At 67.8% G+C, this 19,995-nt stretch carries 17 protein-coding genes and 1 riboswitch; of the genes, 11 read left to right on the top strand and 6 right to left on the bottom strand.

Features of this window, described 5'->3' with window-relative positions; translation table 11 throughout:
- Window positions 1–77: 77 nt before the first annotated feature.
- Window positions 78–1,817 (top strand): DEAD/DEAH box helicase, encoded by a 1,740-nt coding sequence (locus tag ACEQX1_RS08490; protein WP_188075289.1) that lies wholly within the window; start codon window positions 78–80, stop codon window positions 1,815–1,817.
- 82 nt (window positions 1,818–1,899) lie between these two features.
- Here ACEQX1_RS08490 and ACEQX1_RS08485 read toward each other — a convergent pair whose 3' ends face one another.
- Window positions 1,900–3,030 (bottom strand): iron-containing alcohol dehydrogenase, encoded by a 1,131-nt coding sequence (locus ACEQX1_RS08485; RefSeq protein WP_370192952.1) that lies wholly within the window; start codon window positions 3,028–3,030, stop codon window positions 1,900–1,902.
- 344 nt (window positions 3,031–3,374) lie between these two features.
- Here ACEQX1_RS08485 and ugpB point away from each other — a divergent pair, with 344 nt between their 5' ends.
- The 8 genes from ugpB (at window position 3,375) to ACEQX1_RS08445 (ending at window position 12,597) form a co-directional block, all read left to right on the top strand.
- Window positions 3,375–4,682: a sn-glycerol-3-phosphate ABC transporter substrate-binding protein UgpB gene (gene ugpB / locus ACEQX1_RS08480; protein ID WP_370192950.1), complete on the top strand. Its 1,308-nt coding sequence runs from the start codon at window positions 3,375–3,377 to the stop codon at window positions 4,680–4,682.
- A gap of 108 nt (window positions 4,683–4,790) precedes the next feature.
- Window positions 4,791–5,672, top strand: a complete 882-nt coding sequence (gene ugpA / locus ACEQX1_RS08475; protein WP_009211220.1) for a sn-glycerol-3-phosphate ABC transporter permease UgpA — start codon at window positions 4,791–4,793, stop codon at window positions 5,670–5,672.
- A gap of 18 nt (window positions 5,673–5,690) precedes the next feature.
- The gene (gene ugpE / locus ACEQX1_RS08470; protein ID WP_009211221.1) at window positions 5,691–6,539 is read left to right on the top strand and encodes a sn-glycerol-3-phosphate ABC transporter permease UgpE; all 849 of its coding nucleotides are present in this window, start codon (window positions 5,691–5,693) and stop codon (window positions 6,537–6,539) included.
- A 2-nt stretch (window positions 6,540–6,541) separates the two neighbouring features.
- Entirely contained in the window at window positions 6,542–7,615 is a 1,074-nt protein-coding gene (locus ACEQX1_RS08465) for a sn-glycerol-3-phosphate import ATP-binding protein UgpC (protein WP_370192947.1), read from the top strand.
- 124 nt (window positions 7,616–7,739) lie between these two features.
- Window positions 7,740–7,829, top strand: a riboswitch (glycine riboswitch).
- A gap of 150 nt (window positions 7,830–7,979) precedes the next feature.
- The gene (locus tag ACEQX1_RS08460) at window positions 7,980–9,275 is read left to right on the top strand and encodes a D-amino acid dehydrogenase (protein WP_370192945.1); all 1,296 of its coding nucleotides are present in this window, start codon (window positions 7,980–7,982) and stop codon (window positions 9,273–9,275) included.
- 126 nt (window positions 9,276–9,401) lie between these two features.
- On the top strand, window positions 9,402–10,235 hold the full coding sequence (locus ACEQX1_RS08455; RefSeq protein ID WP_370192943.1) for an N-acetylmuramidase domain-containing protein: 834 nt from the start codon (window positions 9,402–9,404) through the stop codon (window positions 10,233–10,235).
- Between the two features lie 124 nt (window positions 10,236–10,359).
- Window positions 10,360–11,103 carry a trehalose-phosphatase gene (gene otsB / locus ACEQX1_RS08450; protein ID WP_228239250.1) on the top strand — a complete coding sequence of 248 codons (744 nt, stop codon included), beginning with the start codon at window positions 10,360–10,362 and terminating at the stop codon, window positions 11,101–11,103.
- A gap of 78 nt (window positions 11,104–11,181) precedes the next feature.
- Window positions 11,182–12,597 carry a trehalose-6-phosphate synthase gene (locus tag ACEQX1_RS08445; protein WP_024350717.1) on the top strand — a complete coding sequence of 472 codons (1,416 nt, stop codon included), beginning with the start codon at window positions 11,182–11,184 and terminating at the stop codon, window positions 12,595–12,597.
- A 25-nt stretch (window positions 12,598–12,622) separates the two neighbouring features.
- Here the strand turns inward: ACEQX1_RS08445 and ACEQX1_RS08440 are convergent, their stop codons facing one another.
- A complete protein-coding gene (locus tag ACEQX1_RS08440) occupies window positions 12,623–13,756 on the bottom strand; it encodes a YbfB/YjiJ family MFS transporter (protein WP_370192938.1) in 1,134 nt (377 codons plus the stop codon).
- 230 nt (window positions 13,757–13,986) lie between these two features.
- Here ACEQX1_RS08440 and ACEQX1_RS08435 point away from each other — a divergent pair, with 230 nt between their 5' ends.
- Window positions 13,987–14,790 carry a polyphosphate kinase 2 family protein gene (locus ACEQX1_RS08435; RefSeq protein WP_230787842.1) on the top strand — a complete coding sequence of 268 codons (804 nt, stop codon included), beginning with the start codon at window positions 13,987–13,989 and terminating at the stop codon, window positions 14,788–14,790.
- Window positions 14,791–14,821: 31 nt separating this feature from the next.
- Here ACEQX1_RS08435 and ACEQX1_RS08430 read toward each other — a convergent pair whose 3' ends face one another.
- Window positions 14,822–15,232: a hypothetical protein gene (locus ACEQX1_RS08430; RefSeq protein WP_370196724.1), complete on the bottom strand. Its 411-nt coding sequence runs from the start codon at window positions 15,230–15,232 to the stop codon at window positions 14,822–14,824.
- Window positions 15,233–15,521: 289 nt separating this feature from the next.
- On the opposite strand from ACEQX1_RS08430, the gene glgX reads away from it, so the two are divergent.
- On the top strand, window positions 15,522–17,756 hold the full coding sequence (gene glgX / locus ACEQX1_RS08425; RefSeq protein WP_024350721.1) for a glycogen debranching protein GlgX: 2,235 nt from the start codon (window positions 15,522–15,524) through the stop codon (window positions 17,754–17,756).
- Between the two features lie 30 nt (window positions 17,757–17,786).
- Here the strand turns inward: glgX and ACEQX1_RS08420 are convergent, their stop codons facing one another.
- Genes ACEQX1_RS08420 through ACEQX1_RS08410 form a run of 3 tightly spaced genes read right to left on the bottom strand, consistent with a single transcriptional unit; the run spans window position 17,787 to window position 19,927 of the window.
- The gene (locus tag ACEQX1_RS08420) at window positions 17,787–18,038 is read right to left on the bottom strand and encodes a DUF3329 domain-containing protein (RefSeq protein ID WP_187390057.1); all 252 of its coding nucleotides are present in this window, start codon (window positions 18,036–18,038) and stop codon (window positions 17,787–17,789) included.
- Between the two features lie 60 nt (window positions 18,039–18,098).
- The gene (locus ACEQX1_RS08415; protein WP_370192936.1) at window positions 18,099–19,376 is read right to left on the bottom strand and encodes a TRAP transporter large permease; all 1,278 of its coding nucleotides are present in this window, start codon (window positions 19,374–19,376) and stop codon (window positions 18,099–18,101) included.
- Complete coding sequence (locus tag ACEQX1_RS08410) at window positions 19,376–19,927, bottom strand: TRAP transporter small permease (RefSeq protein ID WP_370192935.1); 552 nt, start codon at window positions 19,925–19,927, stop codon at window positions 19,376–19,378. Before ACEQX1_RS08410 ends, ACEQX1_RS08415 begins: the two co-directional genes overlap by 1 nt.
- Window positions 19,928–19,995: the final 68 nt, after the last annotated feature.

Below are 19,995 nucleotides of genomic sequence, written 5' to 3'. Positions count from 1 at the left end.
GCGCGGCTGGGCGGAAATGCCGCCACTCGCGCGCGTGCTCGTTGCCGCCGCCACTGCCGATACCCAAGGATTACCAGATGCCGTTTCGCACGACGAGCACGCCACTCGCTCACGCGCTCGCAGAGCGCGGTTACGTCGACCCGACCCCCGTCCAGGACGCCGTCCTGGAGCCGCAGGCGGCCGACCGCGACCTCCTCGTCTCCGCCCAGACCGGTTCGGGCAAGACCATTGCCTACGGGCTCGCCCTCGCCCCCACCCTGCTCGGCGAGGCCGAGCGCTTCGGCCCGGCCGGCGCGCCCATGGCGCTGATCGTCGCGCCGACGCGCGAACTTGCCATGCAGGTAACGACCGAACTCGCCTGGCTCTACGCCCAGACCGGCGCCGAAATGGTGACCTGCGTCGGCGGCATGGATCCGCGCGCCGAAAAGCGCAAGCTGGCCCAGGGCGCGCATATCGTCGTCGGCACGCCCGGCCGCCTGCGCGATCATCTCGAACGCGGCGCCCTGCAGATCGGCGGCCTGAAGGCGCTGGTGCTCGACGAAGCCGACGAGATGCTCAATCTCGGCTTCCGCGAGGATCTGGAGTTCCTGCTGGAGGCCACCCCGCGCGAGCGCCGCACGCTGCTGTTCTCGGCGACGCTGCCGAAGCTGATCTCGTCCATGGCCAAGCGCTACCAGCGCGACGCCCTGCGCATCGAGGCGACGCGCAGCAGCGAAGCCCATGCCGACATCGAATACAAGGCGATCCGGATCGCGCCGAACGAGCTGGAACACGCCGTCGTCAACGTCCTGCGCTTCAATGATGCACCGAGCGCGATCGTGTTCTGCAACACCCGCGAGGCGGTACGGCATCTGTCGTCGGGCCTTCTGGAGCGCGGCTTCTCGGCGGTGACGCTGTCGGGCGAACTCGGCCAGGCCGAGCGCAACCAGGCCATGCAGGCGCTGCGCGACGGCCGTGCCCGGGTATGCGTGGCGACCGACGTCGCCGCGCGCGGCATCGACCTGCCGGGCCTCGCGCTGGTCATTCACGCCGATCTGCCGAGCGACGCCGAAACCCTGCAGCACCGCAGCGGCCGCACCGGCCGCGCCGGGCGCAAGGGCATCTCGGTTCTGCTGGTGCCGATCTCGCGCCGGCGCAAGGCCGAGCGGCTTCTGGCCGAAGCGCGGATCCGGGCCGAATGGGGCGGCACGCCCTCGGCCGACGCCATCCGCAAGCTCGACGAGGACCGGCTCCTGACCGATCCGGTGCTTGCGCAGGAGCCCGGCGAGGACGATCTCGCCGCCGCCCGCAGCCTCCTGGAGAAGCATTCGCCGGAAACCATCGCCGCGGCACTGGCAAGGCTCTATCGCTCGCGCCTGCCGGCGCCCGAGGACGTCTTCGATCCCGGCTTCGGCCCCGACCCGAAGGCCGGCAAGGATTTCGCCGGCAAGGAACGCACGCCGCGCAAGGAGCGCGATCAGGCCAGCGGCCCGATGGTGTGGTTCCACATGGATGTCGGCCGGCGCAACAATGCCGATCCGAAGTGGATCCTGCCGCTGCTGTGCCGTCGCGGCAAGATCACCCGGCAGGAGATCGGCATGATCAAGATCTTCGATCGCGAGACGAAGTTCGAGATCTCCGAGAGCGTCGCCAAGCGTTTTGCCGACGCCGCCGAAGTCAGCGACGGCGACGACATCACCATCTCCCCGACGGGCGCACCGGGCGGGGGCGATGCCGACCGCAAGGGCGGCTTCAGCAAGAAGCCGTTCAACCGCAAGGGCGGCACCGGTCCCGGCAGCGCCAAGCCGCGCCGCCCGCGGCCCAAGCCGAAGGGCTGATCCAGCCAATGACGGCCGGGCGCCCGGCGCCCGGTTCGTCAATCCTCGATAACCTCCCGAGCGAGGCGTTGCGCCTTTCGGCTCAATAGGCCTCTTCGAGCAGTTTCAGGAAGTCGGCCGTGACGGCCGGGCGCGGATTGGTGGCCGTCGAATGGTCGCGCTCGGCCCCCTCGGCAACGAGGCCGAAGCAGTCGCGCGGCACGTTCATTTCCGAGAGGGTCGTCGGCATGGCGAGATCGCGGTTCAGCGCGGTGATCGCCGCGGCCAGATCGGCGTCCGCCTCCAGCCCCATCGCACCGGCCAGCGCCCGGTATTTCTCCTCGGCGGACGGCGCGTTGTAGCGCAGCACCGCCGGCAGCAGGATGGCGTTGATCGTGCCGTGATGCAGGCGCACGCTCTTCAGTCCGCCGAGCGGATGCGACAGCGAGTGGACCGCGCCGAGCCCCTTCTGGAAGGTCATGCCACCCTGCAGCGCCGCCATCATCATCTCGCTGCGCGCGGTGATGTCGTCTCCTGCTTCCGTCGCCCGGCGGATCCAGCGCATGGCGCGGGCCAGCCCGTCCAGCGCGATCGCCTCGGCCGGCGGATTGTAGCGCGGCGACAGATAGGTCTCGATGCAGTGGGTGACGGCGTCCATGCCGGTCGCGGCGGTCAGTCCCGAGGGCAGGCCGACGGTCAGTTCCGGATCGCAGATCGCCACGCTCGGGATCATGTGCGGCGAGATGAAGCCGAGTTTGCGGCCGTCGTCGAGCGTGACGAGCGCGGCGCGCCCGACCTCGCTGCCGGTGCCCGCGGTCGTCGGAATGGCGATCAGCGGCGGCTTGTTCGCAGTGATCTTCGGAATGCCGCCGAGGATCGCGGCGTATTGTTCCAGCGGTCCGGCATGGGTGGCCAGCAGCGACACCGCCTTGGCCAGGTCGATGGGCGAGCCGCCGCCGATCGCCACGAGGCTGTCGCAGCCATGCTCGCGATAGAGCGCCAGCGCCGCGTTGACCGCCGCTTCGGTCGGGTTCTCGGGCGTGCCGTCGAAGACCACCGTGTCCGCGGGGAGGCCGCCGGCCGACAGCACCCGCTCCACCAGCCCCGCTGCGACGATCCCCTTGTCGGCAACGATCATCGGCGTGCGCACGCCCAGGTCGCGCAGTTCCGCGCCGAGCAGGCTGGCGGCGCCGACCTCGAACTGGATCTTCGTCAGATAGGTGATCAAGGCCATGCGATTCTCCCCAATGGCATTTTGGCGCGCGGGCCCCTTGCCCCTCCGGCGGACGCGCACAGGGGACATGTCCTAATCCTTGCGAACGATTTTGGGAATGCCGCCGCGGCTTGCGCAGGCCAACGCTGCGCGGTTCGCACGTTGCAGCCGGAATCTAGCTGACAGTCGCCAACAGGCGCACGACGTGCGTCAGAACACGGTCGTTACAGCCGCCAGACCGAGTTTTTCCACTGTCATCGAACCTTCATGCTTGTGTCACCGATCGGTTTTGAAGCACTCCTAGAGAAGCGGCTTGCAACGAGCTCGGCAACAGGGCCCGAGAGTCGCATCAAGGGTGAGGAAACATGATGAACCGCAAAATTCTGGGCGCCGCCGTCGCGCTGGGCGCGCTGGTCGCTGGCGCAGGTCAGGCCGTCGCCGTGACCGAGCTGCAGTGGTGGCACGCGATGTCGGGCGCCAACAACGAAGTCGTCGACACGCTCGCCAAGGAATTCAACGAGAGCCAGGACGCCTACAAGATCACCCCCGTCTTCAAGGGCACCTATCCCGAGACGCTGAACGCCGGCATCGCCGCCTTCCGCGCCAAGCAGCCGCCGGCGATCATCCAGGTCTTCGACGTGGGCACCGGCGTGATGATGGGTGCCGAGGGTGCGGTCATGCCGGTCGCCGACGTCCTGGAAGCCGGCGGCTATACCTTCGACAAGTCGAACTACCTGCCCGGCATCGTCGCCTATTACTCCAAGCCGGACGGCACGATGCTGTCCTTCCCGTACAATTCCTCGTCGCCGATCCTGTACTACAACAAGGACATCTTCGAGAAGGCCGGCCTCGACGTCGACAGCCCGCCGGAGACCTGGCAGGACGTGTTCGCCGCGGCCCGCACCATCAAGGAATCGGGCGCGGCCGAGTGCGGCTACACCTCGACCTGGCTGACCTGGATCCACCTCGAGAACTTCGCGGCGTGGAACAACGTGGCCTATGGCACCAATGAGAACGGCCTGGCCGGCACCGACGTCGAGCTGAAGCTCAACGAGCCGCTCTATGTCGAGCATTTCCAGGACATCGCCGATCTCGCCAAGGACGGCGTCTTCCGCTACGGCGGCCGCACCTCGGAAGCCAAGCAGCTCTTCCTGTCGGGCGAATGCGGGATCCTGACGGAATCCTCCGGCGGTCTCGGCGACATCGTCAAGTCGGGCATGAACTACGGCATCGGCCAGCTTCCCTATGACGCCAATGCCGAGGGCGCGCCGCAGAACACCATCCCGGGCGGCGCCAGCCTCTGGGTCTTCGGCGGCAAGTCCGACGAGGAGTACAAGGGCATCGCGGAGTTCTTCAACTTCCTGTCCCAGACCGAGATCCAGTCGCGCCTGCACCAGGTGTCGGGTTACCTGCCGGTGACCATGGACGCCTACAAGGCGACCAAGGATTCGGGCTTCTACGAGGAGAACCCGGGCCGCGAGACCCCGATCCTGCAGATGATGGGCAAGGAGCCGACCGAGAACTCCAAGGGCGTGCGCCTGCCCAACCTGCCGCAGCTTCGCGACATCGAGAACGAGCAGTTCGAGCTGATGCTGTCGGGCCAGCAGGACGCCCAGGCCGCGCTCGACAAGATCGTCGAACTCGGTAACGAGGCGATCGCCGAAGCGCAGTAAGCGCCATCGTCACCGACGCCGGGCGGTCCGACCGCCCGGCGTTGTTCTGCCTGCCGCCCTTTTCCCGTCGCTACGCGCCACGCGCGGCGGCCCAGTCCCAGAGACGCCGTGTCGAAAGCCGTCTTTCCCAACAAATGGCTGCCCTATCTGCTGCTCGCGCCGCAGGTGGCCATCACGCTGGTGTTCTTCTACTGGCCGGCCAGCCAGGCGCTCTACCAGTCGGTGCTGCGCCAGGACCCGTTCGGGCTGAAGACGACCTTCGTCGGCCTCGCCAATTTCCGCTCGGTGCTGAGCGATCCCGGCTATCTCAATGCGGTGAAGGTCACGGCGATCTTCTCCTTCTCCACCGCGATCCTCGCCATGGCGCTGGCGCTGCTGCTGGCGTCGGCGGCCGAGAAAGTGGTGCGCGGCAAGGGCTTCTATCGCACCCTGCTGATCTGGCCCTATGCGGTGGCGCCCGCCGTCGCCGGCATGCTGTGGCTGTTCATGTTCAACCCCGCCATGGGCACCTTCGCCTACATGCTGCGCCGCTCCGGCTACAACTGGGACCCGCTCTTGAACGGTGACCAGGCGATGCTGCTGGTGGTGGTGGCGGCCGCCTGGAAGCAGATCAGCTACAATTTCCTATTCTTCGTCGCGGCGCTGCAGTCGATCCCGAAATCCCTGACCGAGGCCGCCGCCATCGACGGCGCCGGCTCGACCAAGCGGTTCTGGACCATCGTCTTCCCGCTGATCGCGCCGACGACCTTCTTCCTGCTCGTCGTCAACACGGTCTACGCCTTCTTCGACACTTTCGGCATCATCGACGCGGTCACCGCCGGCGGTCCGGCGCGGGCCACCGAGACGCTGGTCTACAAGGTCTATATCGACGGCTTCGTGAATCTCGACCTCGGCAGCTCGGCAGCCCAGTCGGTGATCCTGATGGCGATCGTCATCGCCCTGACGGCGGTGCAGTTCCGCTACGTGGAACGGCGGGTGCACTATGGCTGAGCCCCGGAACAACCGCCCATGATCGAGCGCAGCCCCATCGGCCGGCCGGTCGCCCATGTGCTTCTCGTGCTGGGCCTGGCGATCGTCGCCTTCCCGATCTACTACACCTTCGTCGCCTCGACGCAGACGCTGCAGACCATCCTGCGGCCGCCGCTGCCGCTGGTGCCGGGCGACCAGTTCCTCGACAATTACGGCGAGGCGCTGTTCGGCGGCGTCGACCGGATCGGCGGCGTCAGCGTCTGGACCCTGCTGTTCAACACCTCGGTGATGGCGCTGGGCATCGCGGTCGGCAAGATCGTCATCTCGATCCTGTCGGCCTTCGCGATCGTGTTCTTCCGCTTCCCGCTGCGCATGACCTTCTTCTGGCTGATCTTCATTACGCTGATGCTGCCGGTCGAGGTGCGCATCCTGCCGACCTACAAGGTGATGGTCGATCTTGGCATGATCGACACCTATGCCGGCCTGATCCTGCCGCTGATCGCCTCGGCCACCGCGACGCTCCTGTTCCGGCAGTTCTTCATGACCATCCCGTCCGAACTGGTGGAGGCGGCGCGGGTCGACGCGGCCGGGCCGATGCGCTTCTTCCGCGACATCCTGCTGCCGCTCTCCAAGACCAACATCGCGGCCTTGTTCGTGATCCTCTTCATCTATGGCTGGACGCAGTATCTGTGGCCGCTGCTCGTCACCAACGACAACCAGATGAACACGATCGTCATCGCCCTGAAGAAGATGGTGTCCTTCGCCGACGCCGATACGCCGTGGCATCTGGTCATGGTGACGGCGATCCTGGCGATCGCGCCCCCCGTCCTGGTCGTCGTCCTGATGCAGCGCTGGTTCGTGCGCGGCCTCGTCGAAGCGGAGAAGTAAACTTGGCAGGCATCGAACTGAGGGACGTGCGCAAGGTCTATGCCGGCAATGTGGAGGCCGTGAAGGGCGTCTCGCTGGATATTCCCGATGGCGAGTTCGTCGTCCTCGTCGGCCCGTCCGGCTGCGGAAAGTCGACGCTCTTGCGCATGGTGGCCGGGCTGGAAGCGATCTCCTCCGGCACGATCACCATCGGCGACCGGGTGGTCAACGACCTGGAGCCGGCCCAGCGCGACATCGCCATGGTGTTCCAGAACTACGCGCTCTATCCGCATATGAGCGTGCGCCAGAACCTCGAATACGGCCTGAAGAACCGCAAGATGGCAAAGGACGAGATCGCCCGGCGCGTCGAGGAGGCCTCGAAGGTGCTGGAGATTGCGCCGCTCCTGTCGCGCAAGCCCGGCCAGCTCTCCGGCGGCCAGCGCCAGCGCGTCGCCATGGGCCGCGCCATCGTGCGCGAGCCGGCGGCCTTCCTGTTCGACGAGCCGCTGTCCAATCTCGACGCCAAGCTGCGGGTCCAGATGCGCGCCGAGATCCGGCGTTTGCAGCGCCAGTTCGCCACCACCAGCCTCTACGTGACCCACGACCAGCTCGAGGCGATGACGCTGGCCGACCGGCTGGTCGTGCTGAATGCCGGCCGCATCGAGCAGGCCGGCTCGCCGATGGACATCTACGAGCGTCCCGCAAGCCTGTTCGTCGCCACCTTCATCGGCTCGCCGGCGATGAACCTCGTGCCGATCGGCCGCGAGGCCGCGCACGTGGCCGGCATCAGCGGCCTTGATGACGCTGGTGCCAGAACCGCGTCCGGCGTGACGCTCGGCATCCGCCCCGAGCACATGCGGCTTCTCGCCGACGCGCCAGCCGCGCCCGGCGAGTTCGTCTGCGACCTCACCGTCAGCGGCGTCGAGGTGGTCGGCGCCGAGAGCTATGTCTATGGCGCGCTGCCGGACAAGGGTCCGGAGATCGCCGTGCGGGTGGCCGGCTACAGCCATCTGGAGCCGGGCACGAAGGTCCGCGCCGCCGCGCCGGTCTCGGCGCTGCACCGCTTCGACACGGCGAGCGGCCTGCGCATCGACTGAGGCGGGCCGTCAGCGAGCCACCAACCGCGAGGCGTATACCCGCGCTGCCGACATGGCTGGCCATGCGCCGACGCCGATACGTGGCCGCTTGCCGGCGCCCCGCGAAAGGCATAGGATAAGTGCACAGACGCTAGCGGGAGAGACCGGCCGCAAGGCCGGCGCCGAAGGAGCAACCGCCCCGGAAACTCTCAGGCAAAAGGACCGCCTGCGTCTCTGCAAATTCCGAAGAGCGACGGCCATTCATCGGGCGTCCGCCGAAGGAGAAAGTGGCTGCCGGAAATTCCTCCGCGGCCGCGAAGCTCTCAGGCTCATGACGGGAGGGGCATGAACGACGCCCCCGCTGCGGCGGGGCGAAAGGATCGTCATGACCTCCATCGCCGTCATCGGCGCCGGCATCACCGGTGTCACCACTGCCTATCAGCTCGTCCAGCGCGGCTTCGACGTGACCGTCTTCGACCGTCATGCCCATGCCGCCATGGAAACCTCCTTCGCCAATGGCGGCCAGCTTTCGGCCTCCAACGCCGAGGTCTGGAACCAGCCGAGCACCTTCCTCAAGGGCCTGAAATGGATGCTGCGCAAGGATGCGCCGCTGCTCGTCCATCCCTCGCCCTCCTGGCACAAGCTGTCCTGGATGATGGAATTTGTCCTCGCCGCCCGCAGCTACGAGGCCAACACCATCGCCACCACCCGGCTGGCGATCGCGGCGCGCCGGCATCTGCTGGACGCGGCCGAGCGCGAGGGCTTCGACTTCGACGCCGAGAAGCGCGGCATCCTGCATGTCTATGAAAGCCGCGTGGAGATGGCCCATGCCGCCGGGGTGAACCGGCTCCTGGCCGAGGGCGGCCTGCGCCGCGACGCGGTGACGCCGGCCGAGATCGCCGCCATCGAGCCGACCATCCGCGGGGATTTCGTCGGCGGCTTCTTCACCGAATCCGACTTCACCGGCGACATCCACAAATACACCCGCCATCTCGCCGAGGCCTGCCGGCGGAAGGGCGCGACCTTCGCCTTCGATGCCGACGTGCGCAAGCTCGCCTCGCGCGGCGCCGACGGCGTCGACGTGACCTGGAAGGATGGCCGCCGGCCCCAGGACGCGCCGCGCCGGCAGCGCTTCGACGGCATCGTCGTCTGCGCCGGCGTCGCCAGCCGCGCATTCGCCCGCCAGCTCGGCGACCGGGTCAACATCTACCCGGTGAAGGGCTATTCGGTGACGGTGAACCTCACCGACGAGGCGAGCCGGGCCGGCGCGCCCTGGGTGAGCCTTCTCGACGACCACGCAAAGGTCGTCACCAGCCGCCTCGGCGCCGACCGGCTGCGCATCGCCGGCACTGCGGAGTTCGCAGGCGAGAACCGCGACATCAAGGCGGCCCGCATCCGGCCGCTGGTCGAGTGGTGCCGCACGCGCTTCCCGGAGATCGCGACGGATTCGGTCGTGCCCTGGGCAGGCCTGCGCCCGATGATGCCGAACATGATGCCGCGGGTCGGCGCCGGCCGGGCGGCCGGGGTGTTCTACAACACCGGCCACGGCCATCTCGGCTGGACCCTGTCGGCGGTGACGGCGGACATGATCGCCGGCGAGGTCGAGGCCCGCTATGCGCGCCCGCGTGCCGCCGGTTTCCGGCAGATGCCGGCCGACACGGACCTGCCGGCCGCCGCCTGAGCTGCCGGCTTCGCATCCATCCACCCCGCCCATGTCGGCCGTCCCTCGCCTGAGGGGCGGCCGTTGTTTTCTCCCCGCCCGCTTTGATGCGGCGACACTGATCGTGGTGACGGGACGGAGGGAGCGATGAGGGTGGATCGGGCGGTTCTCGGCGCAGCGCGCCATGTATCGAAGACGAGCGGCATCGACGCGGCGGTGCTGGTCGCCGTCGCGCTGGTGGAAACCAACGCGGTGGCGTTCGCGCGTATCGGCGATCGCCGCGAACCGCTGATCCGCTTCGAGGGCCATTATTTCGACCGGCTGCTGTCGGGGGCGGCGCGGCAGCGCGCCCGGGCGGCGGGGCTGGCCGATCCGCGGGCCGGGCGTATCCGCAATCCCGCCTCCCAGAGCGCGCGCTGGAAGCTCTTCGACTCGGCGGCCGCGATCGATGCGGCGGCGGCCGCCGCGTCGGTCTCCTGGGGCCTTTGCCAGGTGATGGGCTCGCACTGGAAGGCGCTCGGCTATGGCGATGCCGCCGATCTCGCGGCCTCGGCGCGCGCCTCGGCCGAAGGGCAGTTCGAGATCGCGGCGCGGTTTCTCGCCGCCGGACGGCTCGCCGATCGCCTCGTCAACGGCGACGTCGCCGGCTTTGCCCGCCGCTACAACGGCCCGGCCTATCGCCGCAACCGCTATGACGAGAAGATCGCCGCCGCCCTGCGCAAGGCGAGAGGCCTGCTGGGTACGGACCCGGCGACCGGCGAGTTGCACCGCGGAGCGCGGGGCGACCGCGTCCGCCGGCTGCAGGGCGCCCTGGTCGCGCATGGCCATCGCCTCGTCGTCGACGGCATCTTCGGCCCCGGCACCGAGGCCGCGCTGACGAGTTTTCAGGCGGCCCACGGCCTGCCGGTCTCGGCGGTGGCGGACGCCGCGACCATGGCGCGGCTGGGCGTTTCTGCAAAGCCCTGCGCCAAGGCCCGCTAGCCGACGGAGCGGCGATCCGCGCCCGGCGTCACTCCGCCGGCGCATGCGGTCGGGGAGAAACCGGTCGACTTTCGTATCGATCCTGTGGCCGCGGGCGTTCCGGATGCTATGTAGTCCAACCGAGATGGTACAAGAATCCGCATTCCCCCCCGCCCTCGACACGACCCGTCACGCCGTCTTTCTGGACTTCGACGGGACGCTGGTCGAGCTCGTCGACGATCCGCAGGCCGTGGCGATGCAGCCCGCTGCCCAACGGGAGCTGGCCGGCCTTGCCCGGAAGCTGGACGGCGCGCTCGCCGTCGTCAGCGGCCGCCGCATCGCCGATCTCGACCGCTTCCTGTCGCCCGACCGCTTTGCCGCGGCCGGCGTCCACGGGCTGGAGCGTCGGCGCAGCCCCGACGGCGCGGTGGAGATGCTGGCCGGCCCGGAGACCCTCGACCCGGTACGTGACCGCATCGCCAGCGCGGTCGAATCCGCCCGGCGCCTGCATCTGGAGGACAAGGACACCGCCCTCGTCCTGCATTACCGCACGGCTCCGGACCTTCAGGATCTGGCCGAGCGCATCATGGCGCAGGCCACCGAAGGTCGCGACGACCTCGTCGTCATGCACGGCGACTGCATCGTCGAGGTGCATCCCGCCGGCATGGACAAGGGCAAGGCCGTCGCCGCGATGATGGAGGATGCGCCCTTTGCCGGCCGCATTCCCGTCTATGTCGGCGACGACACGACGGATGAATTCGCGTTGCGCCACGTGCGCAACCAGGGCGGCGTCTCCATCAAGGTGGGCGGCGCCGAGAAGACCAGCGTGGCGGAGTTCCGGCTGCCGGACATCGCCGCCGTTCACGCCTGGATCGCCGCGGCCTCCTGAGGGAGCGCCGGAGGCTGGACCATACGGCAATCACGACGACGAAGCCGAAGGCGGCTTTGCAACAGGAGACGGGAGACGATGGCGGACGGGCAGCGGCGACTGGTGGCGGTGTCGAACAGGGTCGGCCCCCTCAATGACGAGGGCAAGGCCGGCGGTCTGGCGGTCGGGCTGTCGGACGCGCTGAAGCGGCGCGGTGGCCTGTGGTTCGGCTGGAGCGGCGACACGTCGGAACAGGGAACCTTCAGCGAAGCCCATACCGAGGTCCAGGACAGCGTGTCGATGACCACCATCGACATGAACCAGGAAGAGCTCGAGGGCTTCTATTTCGGCTATGCCAACCGCTCGCTCTGGCCGCTGCTGCACTACCGGCTCGACCTCGCCCAGTTCGACCGGCAGTCGGAACGCGTCTACCGCTCGGTGAACCAGCGTTTCGCCGCCCGGCTGGCGCCCATGCTGGACGACGACGACATCGTCTGGGTCCACGACTATCATTTCTTCTTCCTCGGCTCCGAACTGCGCCAGTGCGGCTTTGAGGGCCGCATCGGCTTCTTCCTGCACATCCCCTTCTGCCCGCCGGAGATCTTCACGGCGCTGCCGGCCAGCCACGACATCGTCCGGGCGATGCTCGCCTACGATCTCGTCGGCTTCCAGACCGACACCGACCGGCGCAATTTCCTCGCCTTCTGCATCCGCGAGCTGGGCGGCCAGAAGCTGTCGGACAATCGCATCCGGGTCGGTGACCGGGTGGTGACGGCGCGGGTCTTCCCGATCGGCATCGACGCGCCGGGCTACGAGCGCTTTGCCGTCTCGCCGGAGGCCGGTGAGCACGAGGAGATGCTGCGCGACATGGCCGGCGAACGGCTGCAGATCGTCGGCGTCGACCGGATGGACTATTCCAAGGGCCTGGTGGAGCGCTTCCGCGGCTTCGAGCGGCTGCTGGAGGATTATCCGGAAAACCGCGGCAACGTGCAGTTCCTGCAGGTGGCGCCGCTGTCGCGGTCGGAGCTCGGCGCCTATGTCGAGCTGCGGCGCGAGCTGGAGGAACTGGCCGGCCACATCAACGGCCGCTTTGCCACCCTCGACTGGACGCCGATCCAGATCATGACCCGCGGCTTCACCCGCCGGGCGCTGGCCGGCATCTACCGCGCGGCAAGGGTCTGCCTGGTCACGCCGCTGCGCGACGGCATGAACCTCGTCGCCAAGGAATTCGTCGCCGCGCAGGACCCCGACGATCCGGGCGTTCTGGTGCTGTCACGCTTTGCCGGAGCGCGGGCCGAGCTGCCCGATGCGCTGATCGTCAATCCCTACTCCACCGACGACGTCGCGCGCGCGCTGCAGCGGGCCCTGACCATGCCCTTCGACGAGCGCAAGCGGCGCTGGGAGGGCATGCGCGAGGCGGTCTTCGCCGGCACGTCGGAAATCTGGTGCGACACCTTCATCGAGGCGCTGGAAAACGCCGACGCCAGCCTGCCGGAAGACGCGCCGCAGCCCTGACCTGCACCCGGGGGATGATGACGGGTCAGACGGTGGCGGGCCGCATCCGGATCGCCACCGCCAGCGCCACCAGGCCGATCCCGAGCACGGCGGCCGACCCGGCCAGCGCCATGTCGTAATTGCCGTCGCCCGCGACGAGGAAGCCGGCGATCAGCGGGCCGAGCATCTGGCCGAGGCCGAAGCCGGCCGTCAGGACGGCAAAGCCGCGACCGCCGAGACCGTGCCGTCCCAGCGGAATGGTCAGCAGCGTAATGGCCATGAAGGTGCCGCCGAAGAGCACCGCGGCGACGAGCGCCGCAGCGCCCGAGTCCGAGACGACCGGCAGCAGGACGCCGACGATCTGCGCCGCATAGGCCGCCATCAGCGCGGCGGAGAAGCCGAAGCGTTCGGCCATGCGCGACCAGAACAGGCAGCTCGGCAGGCCGGCCAGCCCGGCGATGATCCACACCCAGTCGCCCATGCCCTCCAGCCCCGGCCGCGACTTGACGATCGCCACGATGAAGGTGGCGAAGACCGAATAGCCGAGCCCTTCGCAGCTGTAGTTCAGCATCAGCGGCCAGAACGGCAACGGTCGCGGCACGCGGCGGCGCGGATCGGGCGCCCGCAGGGTCGCAGGCAGGTCGCGCTCGCCGATCTCGATGAAGACGATGGGCGCCAGGATCGCCGTCAAGAGGCCGGCCGCCATCCACAGCCCGGCCGAATCGATGAAGGGCGCGGCGAAATGCACCAGCAGCCCCGATCCGGCAATGCCGATGCCAACCCCGCCGAACATCCAGCTCAGCCGGGCTTCGGCGCCGATCGCGGCGAGGGCTTCGGCGACCATGCCGGCCGCGGCGATCATGGCGAAGGCGCTGGCGAGGCCCGAGACGGTGCGCAGGACCAGCCAGAGCGCCAGATCGTCGGTCAGCCCCATGGCGAAGGTGGTGACGATGCTGGCGACGATGCCGATCCGGAAGGCGGCGAGCCGCGGGCCGCCCCGGCTGATGAAGGTCGCCATCAGCGAGCCGGCGAGATAGCCGGCAAAGTTCGCCGCGGCGACGATGCCGGCGATGTCCGGTCCGAAGCCGTAATCGCGCTGCATCAGGGGCAGCAACGGCGTGTAGTAGAAGCGGCCGACGCCCATGACGATGGCCAGCGTCAGGAAACCGCCGAGGAGCATTCGATTGGTCGGGTGCATGGCACGCACTGGTCGTCGGGGGTGAGCATGGCGCTCGGTTCGCCGCTTGTAGGCCATATGGCCGGCTGACGATATGCCCGCCGGCGCATGCCCCCCTCGCCGCCGCTGCATGGGCGTCTTCCGGGCGGGCGGTATTGAATTCGTCCCGCCTCGTCGGAATTCTATCCCTGCGCCCTAGATGCGGGCGTTACAGATACTGATGCGAGGACGGCATGGACGATCAGAGCGGCAAGCGGCGCCTCGAAGCGCTCGACATGAGCGCCAAGCTGGGCAGCAAGGAATACGACGCCCGGCTCGAGGCCGTGCAGCTTCGCTTCCGACAGATCCAGCAGGCCTATCTGAACAGCAAGGAGAAGGCCGTCGTCGTCTTCGAGGGCTGGGACGCGGCCGGCAAGGGCGGCGCGATCCGCCGGATGGCGGCCGTCATGGATCCGCGCGGCTTCAAGGTCTGGCCGATCGCCGCCCCGACGCCGACCGAATTGTCGCATCATTATCTGGCACGGTTCTGGTCGCGCCTGCCGGCCAAGGGCGAGATCGCTGTCTTCGACCGCTCCTGGTACGGTCGCGTGCTGGTCGAGCGGGTTGAGGGTTTTGCCAGCGAGCCGGAATGGCGTCGGGCCTATGACGAGATCAACGGCTTCGAGAAGCTGCTGGTCGACGACGGCGTGAAGATCGCCAAGATCTTCCTCTATATCGACCGCGACGAGCAGCTCGACCGCTTCGAGCGGCGCCTGCACGACCCGTTGAAGCGCTGGAAGCTGTCCTACGAGGATTTCCGCAATCGCGACAAATGGGACGAGTATCTGACGGTGGCCGACGACATGCTGGATCGGACCGATACGGCCGCCGCGCCCTGGACGGTGATTGCCGCCAACAGCAAGAAATATGCGCGGGTCACCGCTCTGGAGACCATCGCGGACCGGCTGTCGGCGGGGGTGAACCTCGCACCGGCCGAGCTCGACCCGGAGCTTGAGAAGCGCTTCACCGCCGAGATTGCGGCGGCGAAGCCCGGCTGACCGGGTAAGCGGATGACGACGCGAGCGGCGTCTAGGGCAGGATCTTCTTCAGCGCCTGATCGATCAGCGCGTTGGCGATCTGCATCCGGGTCGTCGCCTGGACGGGAAAGTCGTGGCCGTAGCCGTCGGGATGATTGCGCCGGGCAAAGCTGCGGCGCACGCCCTGCAGTTCGGCGGCCGTCATGCCCGGGCGCAGCCCGAGTTCGTCGAGGATCACAGCCGGATCGACGCTCGGCGGCTGCGCCGCGTCGGGCAGATCCATCGGCTCCGGCGTCACCGGCTTCTTGCGGGCGCCCCCGGCCGTGGCCGAGCGGGGCGGAACGATGCGGGCGAAGGCCGACCAGAATCCCGGCGAACTGCGAGGACCCGCGCCATTCTGGGCCAGTGCGGCTTCGGCGGTCGCGACCTCGTCGAGGATCTGTTCAAAACTTGGGGCGGGCATGGTCGGTCACTCGGTTCATTGCGTGCCGATCGTCGCCGGAACCGATGAAGCGCCCGTTAAGTGGGCGATACCCGTGTCCCGTAATGGTTATCGGGACCTGTTCCGCCGATCGTCAAAGACGAAACACGCGGCGGCGACGGAAGTTGCGACATTCCCTCAATGCCGCGGCAATAGCCGGCAACATGGTTACCGCCGGGTTCACGGATTCGCACATGAGCGCGCATGCGCGCGGAACCGGACCGCGGGGTCCGGCGTTGCTGCCTGCCTTCTTACCCAGGAAACCAGATTCATGATCGACTCGCCCAGGCAGTCCGCCCCGCAAGTGCAGCAACGCGCCGTGGTCCGCGAAGGGCGGCCCTTCCCCTTGGGCGCCACGTGGGATGGTCTCGGCGTCAACTTCGCCATCTTCTCGGCCAACGCCACCAAGGTCGAGCTCTGCCTGTTCGACGACGACGGTGTCACCGAGCGCGAGCGGATCGAACTGCCCGAATATACCGACGAGGTATGGCACGGCTATCTGCCGGAAGCGCGGCCGGGCACCGTCTACGGCTTCCGCGTCCACGGCCCCTACGAGCCCGAGGCCGGCCACCGCTTCAACGCCAACAAGCTGCTGATCGACCCCTATGCCAAGCAGCTGGTGGGCAATCTGGAATGGGGCCCGGAGCTGTTCGGCTACCAGCTCGACCATGCCGACAAGGACCTGTCCTTCAATGACCAGGACAGCGCGCATCTGATGCCCAAATGCCGGGTCATCGATCCGGCCTTCACCTGGGGCTCGGCGACCCATCCCATGGTGCCGTGGGAGCGCACGATTACCTATGAAATGCATGTGAAGGGCTTCACCAAGCTCAACACCCGCATCCCCGAAGCCGAGCGCGGCACCTTCGCCGGTCTCGCCCATGCCCGCGTCGCCGAATATTTGCGGGCGCTCGGCGTCACCTCGGCCGAGCTCCTGCCGATCCACGCCTTCGTCGACGACAGCTATCTGATCGAGAAGGGGCTGAAGAACTACTGGGGCTACAACAGCCTCGCCTTCTTCGCCCCGGCACCGCGCTATCTCCAGACGCCGTTCGTCAACGAGTTCAAGGAGATGATCAACCAGTTCCACAATGCCGGCATCGAGGTGATCCTCGACGTGGTCTACAACCACACCGCCGAAGGCAACGAGCTGGGCCCCACGCTCTCCCAGAAGGGCATCGACAACGCCAATTACTACCGGCTGCTGCCCGATCAGAAGCGCTACTACATCAACGACACCGGCACCGGAAACACGGTGAACCTGTCGCATCCGCGGGTGCTGCAGATGGTGGCGGATTCGCTGCGCTACTGGGTCAACGAAATGCGCGTCGACGGCTTCCGCTTCGACCTCGCCACGATCCTCGCCCGCGAGCCGCACGGCTTCGACGAGGGCGGCGGCTTCCTCGACGTGTGCCGCCAGGACCCGGTGCTGAGCCGCGTCAAGCTGATCGCCGAGCCGTGGGACATCGGCCCGGGCGGCTATCAGGTCGGCCAGTTCCCGCCGGGCTGGGCCGAGTGGAACGACAAGTTCCGCGACACGGTCCGCTCCTACTGGAAGGGCGACGACGGCGTGCTGCCGGAGTTCGCCCGCCGCATCTCGGGTTCGGGCGACCTGTTCAACAGCCGCGGCCGCAAGCCGTGGGCGAGCGTCAACTTCATCACCGCCCATGACGGCTTCAACCTGAACGACCTCGTCTCCTACAACGACAAGCACAACGAGGCGAATGGCGAGGACAACAACGACGGCCATTCCAACAACCATTCCTGGAACCACGGCGTCGAGGGTCCGACCGACGATCCGGAGATCCAGGAGCTGCGCGAGCGCCAGAAGCGCAACATGCTGGCGACGCTGCTCCTGTCCCAGGGCACGCCGATGATCCTGGCGGGCGACGAGTTCGGCCACACCCAGGACGGCAACAACAATTCCTACGCCCAGGACAACGAGATCAACTGGCTGGACTGGAACAACATCAGCAAGGACGGCCGGGCGCTGCAGGAGTTCACGCGCAAGCTGATCGCCGTGCGCCGCGCCTATCCGATCCTGCATCGCGGCCGCTTCCTCGTCGGCGAGTACAACGAGGAACTGGACGTCAAGGACGTGACCTGGCTGTCGCCGACCGGCGACGAGATGGCGCAGGAGCAGTGGGACGAGGAGGGCGCGAAATGCTTCGGCATGCTGCTCGACGGCCGTGCCCAGCCGACCGGCATCAAGAAGCGCGGCGACGACGCCACGCTGCTGATCATCACCAATTCCTACCACGACGTGGTGGAGTTCACCCTGCCCGAGGTGCCGGAAGGCAAGCGCTGGGTCTGCCTGATCGACACCAACACGCCGGATCGCACCGACGTGCCGTCCTTCAAGTTCGGCGAGGTCTTCGAGGTGACCGGGCGGTCGCTGCTCGTCTTCGTTCTCAGCCAGGAAGACCGGCAGCCGAAGAACCTGCGCGAGGCGATCGGCGCCATCCTCGACATCAAGGAGCGGCCGCTGGACATCTCGCGGCCCTGAGGGCGGCGCGGGCCACGGCTCGTCGCATCATCAATCCGGCTCGTTCGCGCCTTCCGGCGCGTGCGGGCCGGTGTCGTTCTTGGCGCCCTTTGCGGCGTTCGGATCGTAGGTGACGAAGAAGGTCCAGATCGCCCAGACCGCCGCGGCGGCGGTGACGATGCCCCAGAAGGACGCGGCGTGGAACCACTCCAGCGCCGACCAGCCGATCAGCGACGCGACCAGGCAGACCCGTACCCAGAGCGGGCGATAGAACGGGTGCGCGGCCTCGTTGCTGCTCATCATCTGCGTGAAGTCCTCATCGTCGCTGCATCGTGACAGGAGGCCGGTCACACCGGCCCCGCGTCATCCACCATAGCCGAGCGCCGCCGGCAGGGCGAGGGTGAGCTGGGGAACGTAGGTCACCAGCAGCAGCACCACGACCAGCGGAATGAAGAACGGCACCAGTGCGCGGGCGAGCTGCGTGACCGGCAGCTTGGCGACATCCGCCACCACGAAGAGGCACAGCCCGACCGGGGGCGTGATCAGGCCGATCATCAGGTTCAGCACCATGACGACGCCGAGATGCAGCGGGTCGATGCCGAGCAGCGTCGCCGAGGGCAGCAGCACCGGCGCGAGCATGATGATCACCGGCGCCGAGGCCATGAAGCAGCCGAGGCCGAACAGGATAAGGTTCACCAGCAGCAGGAAGACCCAGGGTTCGGCGGAAAAGCCGATGATCGATTCGGCCAGATGGATCGGAACCTGCTCGGCGGTCAGGATCCAGCCGAGCAACGCGCTGGCGGCGATGATGAACAGGACGTTGGCCGAGCTGCGGGCGGTTTCCATCACCAGTTCCGGCACGTCGCTCCAGCGCACGGTGCGATAGACGAACTTGCCGAGGATGAAGGCGTAGAGGACCGCGAAGGCCCCCGCTTCGGTCGGGGTGAAGACGCCGCCCAGAATGCCGCCGATGATGATCACCGGGGTCATCAAAGCGAGGAAGGCGTGGATGAAGGACGCGCCGAGCTCGCCGAAGCCGAAGGGCTGCGAGCGGCCATAGCCCCGCTTCATCGAATAGAAGGCGACCATCACCATCAGCGCGCCGCCCATCATCAGGCCGGGCACCAGCCCGGCGGCGAAGAGCCCGCCGATCGAGACGCCGGCGGTCAGGCCGTAGATGACGAAGGAGATGCTGGGCGGGATGATCGGCCCGATGGTCGAGGAGGCGGCGGTCAGGGCGGCGGCGAATTCGACGTCGTAGCCGTCCTCCTTCATCGCCTTGATCTCGATCTTGCCGAGCCCGCCGGCGTCCGCCACTGCCGAGCCGGACATGCCGGCAAACAGCATGCTGGCGACGACGTTCACATGGCCGAGGCCGCCGGGCACGGCGCCGACGATCGCCTTGGCGAGGCGGAAGATGCGGTCGGTGATGCCGGCATGGTTCATCAGCTCGGCCGCCAGCATGAAGAACGGGATTGCCAGCAGCGGGAAGGAATCGATGCCGGTCGCCACGCGCTGGGCCGCGATCAGCGGGTCCATGCCCATGACCAGCACCACGTAGCCGAGGCCGACGACCACCATGACGGCGGCGATCGGCATGCCGGCCGCCAGCAGCAGGAAGAAGACGAGAAGATAGGTCATTACTGATCCCTCAGATCGCGGGACGCGGTCGGATCGTCGGGGCGGACTTCGCCACGCAGGGCGTAGCGGGCGTCGTGGACCGCGTGGATCACGAGGTGCAGGACGAGGATGCCGACGCCGGCCGGCAAGCTGAGATAGATCGCCGAATAGGGGATCTTCAGTGCCGTCGAGGTCTGGTTGGCCGCCAGCCCCATCAGCCGGATGCCGAGCCAGGCGAGATAGGCGAAGCCGAGCGCCGCGATCAGCTGCATCAGCGCCGAGAGCGCAAGGCGCAGGCGCGGCGGGGCGAGGACGAGAAAGGCATCGACCTTCATCAGGCGGCGCCCGGCGGCCAGATGCGCCGCCGTCATGAAGGTCACCCAGAACAGCGAGATCTGGGCGACCTCCTCGGTCCAGCCGAGGGAATAGCCGAAGAAATAGCGCGAGATGACCTGCAGCCAGGCCGACGAGACCATGGCGAGAAAGGCGAGGATGATGACGAACGCGACCAGCCGGTTGAGCACGGCGAGCGCGCGCGCCGGGCCCGGCCGGTCGGCAGTGGACAGGGACATGGTTCGCCTCTCAAGCGGTCGCGGATATGTCTCGGACAAGCATTCGGCGGCGCGCGGCCGGCCAGGGC

It is taken from the genome of Aurantimonas sp., from assembly GCF_964217435.1.
GTDB classification, from domain to species: Bacteria; Pseudomonadota; Alphaproteobacteria; order Rhizobiales; family Rhizobiaceae; genus Aurantimonas; species Aurantimonas coralicida.
This window is presented reverse-complemented; position numbering and strand designations above follow the sequence as displayed.